The sequence below is a fragment of the Aeromicrobium sp. genome, assembly GCF_036675695.1.
Classification (GTDB): Bacteria; Actinomycetota; Actinomycetes; order Propionibacteriales; family Nocardioidaceae; genus Aeromicrobium.
Map to the genome: position 1 here is coordinate 1 of NZ_JAKFEL010000236.1, position 5393 is coordinate 5393.

The following is a 5393-nucleotide window of genomic DNA, read 5'->3' on the forward strand; positions in this document are numbered from 1 at the left end:
GTTGAGCTCGTCGCAGACGACACCGACAACGGCGGACTCGACATGACGTGGCTGCTCGTCGGTGGCGGAGTCGTCACCGCCTCGGGCATCGCGTTCGCAGCCCGCAAGCGCACCAACGCCTGAAATCTCGGGGAAGGGCCTCACTCCGCAGGGAGTGGGGCCCTTAGCCGTTCTCAGAACGTCGTACGAACCTCGCCGACTGGGTGTCCACCTCCGAGCACTTGGGGCCGCTCCACCAGCACCGGGGCGCTGAGTCCCGCGAGCTCCAAGGCGCGAGCCATCACGGCGTACAGCGGACGCTCGCCGCCGTCTTCGATCTTTAGCGCGAACGCCTCACCATCGGGCTGGGCCACGACGTACACGCTCTCGGCGCCGGACTTGGCGATCAGCTGCGGGAAGGCCCGCACGAGAGCGAGCTCCGCACGGTTGGTACCGCTCACGAACTCAGGGTGCGACTTCATGGCGGATGCCACGGTTGCCTCCGGAGTGCCGGGGGCTCCCGCAGCGATCCGGCCGACCGCCCTCGCCAGCTGCACGAGTGGTGTCGCGAGCAGTGGTGCACCACAGCCATCAACGCCGATCACAGAGGGCGGGCTCTGCGTGAGCTCGGTGAAGGTCTCCGTGATGATGACCTGCAACGGGTGCTCAGGAGCGAGGTACGTATCGGTCGGCCAGCCGTTGGTGACACAGGTGAGAAGCATGGCGGCGTGCTTGCCGGAGCAGTCCATGCAGATCGGGGCCCGTACACCGCCGGCACGGATGTAGTCCGCGTGCACCTTCGGATCGAGCGGATAGGACGCGGGCGCCTGGAGCGCCGACTCATCGAGGCCAGCCAGGGTGAGGATCTCGCGTACGGCATCGAGGTGAAAGGGCTCACCCGAGTGGCTCGCCGAGGCGATTGCCAGCAGCCTGCCGTCGAGAGGAAGGCCCGCCCGGAGCATGCCGAGGGCTTGGATCGGCTTGTTGGCAGAACGCGGAAACACCAAGGTCCCGGGATCGTCGATCGACCACACAACCTCACCTGCAGCGTCGACGCGTACGGCGACTCCGCGATGGCGACTCTCGACCAGACCGGACCTGACGACTTCTGCGAGGACTTCCACCCCGTCACCCTATGAGATCCGCGGCAATCACGATCATGAGCGGGCTGGGCCAGTCGCTACAGTGACGACGTGCCGGCAACCGACAACTCTGCGCTGACCTCCTTCCACGCGGTGATCCCCGCTGGTGGAGCCGGCACCCGACTGTGGCCACTCTCTCGGGCGTCGAGGCCCAAGTTCCTGCTCGACCTCGACGGATCAGGTCGATCGTTGCTTCAACAGACGTGGGATCGGCTGGTCGACCTCATACCGGCGGAGCGCATTCATGTCGTGACAGGCGCGGCTCATGCGGGTGCGATCGGCGAGCAGCTTCCAGACCTCACATCGCTGATCGTCGAGCCCTCACCGCGCGACTCCATGCCAGCGATTGGGCTCGCCGCAGCAATCATCGGGGCCTCCGACCCTGATGCCATCATCGGATCATTCGCCGCCGATCATGTGATCGACGACCAGATCGCATTCGCCGAAGCGATCCGGCAGGCCGTTGCCGTCGCCGAACAAGGCCTCATCAGCACCATCGGCATCACCCCGACGGGCCCGTCAACCGCATTCGGCTACATCGAGGCAGGCGCGCTCCTCGACATCGACGGAGCACCCTCTGCACGCGCAATCGCTCGTTTCGTCGAGAAGCCTGATGAAGCGACGGCTGCTGCCTATGTTGCCGACGGCGACCACAGCTGGAACGGCGGCATGTTCGTCACCCGCACCAGCGTTCTCCTGGACCACCTCGCGCGCCTGCAGCCCGGGCTCCACGACGGGCTAACCCGCATCGCGTCCGTCTGGCAGCAACCCGATCGTCAGGACGTGCTCGACGGTGTCTGGCCGGCGCTGACCAAGATCGCGATCGACCACGCCATCGCCGAACCGGTCTCGCTCGAGGGCGGTATGGCGATGGTGCCCGGCTCGTTCAGCTGGGATGACCTCGGCGACTACGCCGCGCTGCAGGACATTGGCGTCACCCCGGCGCCCGGAACGATCTGGGTCGACGCCGACGGTCTCACCATCGCCGAGGACGGCACGACCATCGCCGTGGTCGGCCTGCACGACGTCATCGTCGTACGCACTGTCGACGCGACACTCGTGACGACCCGGGAGCACGCGCAGCGGGTCAAAGATGTTGTCAGCGCCTTGAAGGACCGCGGCCGCGACGATCTCGTTTGAGCTCCCGCTCGACGAAAGGCGGCACGAGGTCGATCAGCTCGCCCACCACAGTCTCCGACGTCGGCTGATAGGCCTGGGCGACCTCGCCAGTGCCCACAATGGTCAAGGCCCCATCCTCAGGGCCGGCGTAGACCGAGTCGCCGCGCGACATCGAGAGCCGTTCGCCCGCGGCGTTGACGAGCTCGACCTCGCCTCCGGTGCAAACCAGAATGCGCTTGTCGGCGGGAGGGAGAGGAGTGTCATCGCGGTAGCCCTCCGAGCATTGGCTCACCGCAAGAGCGAACTCTTCAACGTCGGGGCTGAACACGTCCGTCGAGAAGCCGAATGGCTCAGGGGTGACGCGCGCGAGTCGGGACATGCCGGTGCCGAGGCAGCGCACGAGTCCGACCGGGTCGAGCGCCTTGTTGGTCAAGCCAGCTCGCAACACGTTGTCGGACGACGCCATGACCTCCAGGCACATCCCCCTGAGGTGCGAGTGGATGATTCCGGTGCCGAGGAAGGCGGCCTCACCTGGCTGGAGCGTGAGCCGGTTGAGCATCATTGAGATGACGACACCGACGTCGTCGGGGAAGTGCTCGGCAATCTCCAGAGCAGTGACGTAGGCCCGCTTGATGTCGATGCCCTGATCCGTCAAGGTCTGGCAGGCAGCTCGGATCTCAGCGAGCTCTTCTGCTGACGGCGGGTTGACGAGCAGCTGCTCGACCAGCTTCACGATGCCGGGGAAGCCGGGCGACGCGTTCAGACCTTCGGTCAGCCGCCGCGTCACCGGGGTGTTGATGCCGCTGAGGACTCGCAGGATCTCGGCGGTGGGCCTGAATCCGACAAGAGTGTCGAATGTCGTCAGCGCGTACGCCATCTCGGGCTTGTGGTGGGGGTCCTTGTAGGTCCGCTCCGGAGCGTCGAGCGGTATGCCCGCTGCCTCTTCGGCTTCGAAGCCCTCGCGCGCCATCTCGCGGTTGGGGTGCACCTGCAGTGACAGTGGCCGGTCTGCCGCCAAGAGCTTGACCAGGAAAGGAAGGTCGCCCGCGCCATCGGCGAGCGAGACTCCCTTGTCATCCGTCGACGGAGCGAGCGGGTGAGTGCCGATCCACACCTCGGCGACTGGACCGCCATCTGGCTCGTCACCCAGGAACCGGGGTATGTCAGCCGTCGATCCCCAGTCGTAGCCGCGGGACGCGTTGACGAGGCGGAACATCAGACCATCCTAGGGATGAGCGTCGACTACTTGTGCCGCGGCTTGCGAGACTTCTCGGCGACCTTCTGCTCGTAGGGGTTCTTCTCCCCCGTCTTCTTCACGTACGGCTTCTTGGACGCAGCCTTTTTCGCGTACGGCTTCTTGGCGGGCTGCGAACTGCCCTGCTTCTTCTCGTACGGACGCTTGCTGCCGTGTGACTCGCTGGTACGAGCGCGAGGCGGAGCACCGTCATCGAGCTGGAGCTCGATGAGCTTGCCCGAGATACGGGTGTTGGCCAGCGCTTCGAACACCGCACTGGGGAGGTCGGCGGGCAGCTCGACCAGCGAGTGGTCCGTCAGCAGCGTGATCTTGCCGAAGTCCGAACGCTTGAGACTGCCCTCGTTGGCGAGTGCGCCGACGATCGCGGACGGGCCGATCTTGTGGCGCTTGCCCACCGACACCCGGTAGACCGCAGAGCCTTCGGCGGGGAGCCGATCACTGCGGTCGAACCCGGCCGGCTTGCGACGGGCGTCGCCATCTCGTCCCCAAGAGCTATCCCTCTCGCGAGGCGCCGACTTGGGCGGATCCGGGCGGAGGAAGAACTCCTTGTCGGACTGGCTCATGATCGCCAATGCCGCGGCGGCATCGGTCATCGAGACATCGTTCTCGGAGACATACTCCTCGACCAAGGTGCGGAACGCATGGAATTGCGGCGAGCCCATGCTCGACGTGATCGCCTGGGCGAAGCGTCCGGCCCGGCTCTCGTTCACCTCTTCGGCCGAGGGGACGGACATCTCCTCGACGGGACGACCTGAGACCTTCTCGATCGCTGAGAGCATGCGACGCTCGCGCGGGGTGACGAACAGGATCGCCTCGCCCGTGCGACCAGCGCGGCCCGTGCGACCGATGCGGTGGACGTAGGCCTCGGTGTCGTGCGGGATGTCGTAGTTGATGACGTGGGTGATGCGCTCGACGTCGAGTCCGCGAGCGGCAACGTCAGTCGCGACGATGATGTCGATCGCGCCAGACTTGAGCTGCGACACCGTGCGTTCGCGCTGAGCCTGCACCAGGTCACCGTTGAGTGCAGCCGCGGAGTAGCCGCGGCCACGCAGCTTGTCTGCGATCTCCTCGGTGGCGGACTTCGTACGGACGAACACGAGCATGCCGTCGCCGGACTCAACCTCGAGGAGGCGGGTCATGGCATCGAACTTGTGGTGGTGCGACACCTGGATCCAGCGCTGCCGGACTGTCGTCGTGGACGTCGTCGCCTTGGGCGTCGCAATGTCGACGGGATCGTGGAGGTACTTCTTGGCCAGCGAGCGGATCTGCTTGGGCATGGTCGCCGAGAACAGTGCGACCTGCTTGTACTCAGGTGTGTCGGCGAGAATCCGCTCGACGTCCTCAGCGAAGCCCATGTTGAGCATCTCGTCGGCCTCATCGAGGACGAGGTACTCCAGCGACGTCAGATCGAGGCTGCCGCGCTCGAGGTGGTCGATGACGCGTCCCGGGGTGCCGACCACGATGTGCGCACCCTTCTGCAGTCCCTGGAGCTGGAAGCCGTAGCCCTGGCCTCCGTAGACCGGGAGCACTCGGATGCCGGGGAGATTGGTCGCGTACGCCGCGATGGCCTCACAGACCTGGAGTGCAAGCTCGCGAGTCGGGGCCAGAACGATCGCCTGGGTCTTGCGATTCGTGGGGTCTATGCGCTGCAAGATCGGCAGCGCGAACGCTGCGGTCTTGCCGGTGCCGGTCTGAGCCAGACCCACAACGTCCTTGCCCTCGAGCAGGGACGGGATGGCTCGTTCCTGGATTGGTGTCGGCGTCTCGTAGCCCAAGGAAGACAACACGCGTACGAGCGGTTCGATCAATCCGAGGTCTGCGAACGTCGGGGATTCGCGAACCTCGTCGTCAGTCATAGGGACAAGGTTATCGGTGCAACACCGAATGCAACGAATGCT

General features: G+C 65.6%; 4 protein-coding genes. 1 reads left to right on the forward strand and 3 read right to left on the reverse strand.

What is annotated here, in order from left to right:
• Positions 1-173: 173 nt before the first annotated feature.
• Entirely contained in the window at positions 174-1103 is a 930-nt protein-coding gene (locus V6M39_RS15650) for an asparaginase (protein ID WP_332644744.1), read from the reverse strand.
• Positions 1104-1172: 69 nt separating this feature from the next.
• Here V6M39_RS15650 and V6M39_RS15655 point away from each other — a divergent pair, with 69 nt between their 5' ends.
• A complete protein-coding gene (locus V6M39_RS15655) occupies positions 1173-2261 on the forward strand; it encodes a mannose-1-phosphate guanylyltransferase (protein WP_332644745.1) in 1089 nt (362 codons plus the stop codon).
• Here V6M39_RS15655 and manA read toward each other — a convergent pair.
• Together manA and V6M39_RS15665 are read right to left on the reverse strand one after the other, a co-directional pair.
• Positions 2221-3456, reverse strand: a complete 1236-nt coding sequence (gene manA / locus V6M39_RS15660; RefSeq protein WP_332644746.1) for a mannose-6-phosphate isomerase, class I — start codon at positions 3454-3456, stop codon at positions 2221-2223. The two genes, V6M39_RS15655 and manA, sit on opposite strands and share 41 nt — an antisense overlap.
• 26 nt (positions 3457-3482) lie before the next feature.
• Positions 3483-5351: a DEAD/DEAH box helicase gene (locus V6M39_RS15665; protein ID WP_332644747.1), complete on the reverse strand. Its 1869-nt coding sequence runs from the start codon at positions 5349-5351 to the stop codon at positions 3483-3485.
• Positions 5352-5393 lie beyond the last annotated feature (42 nt).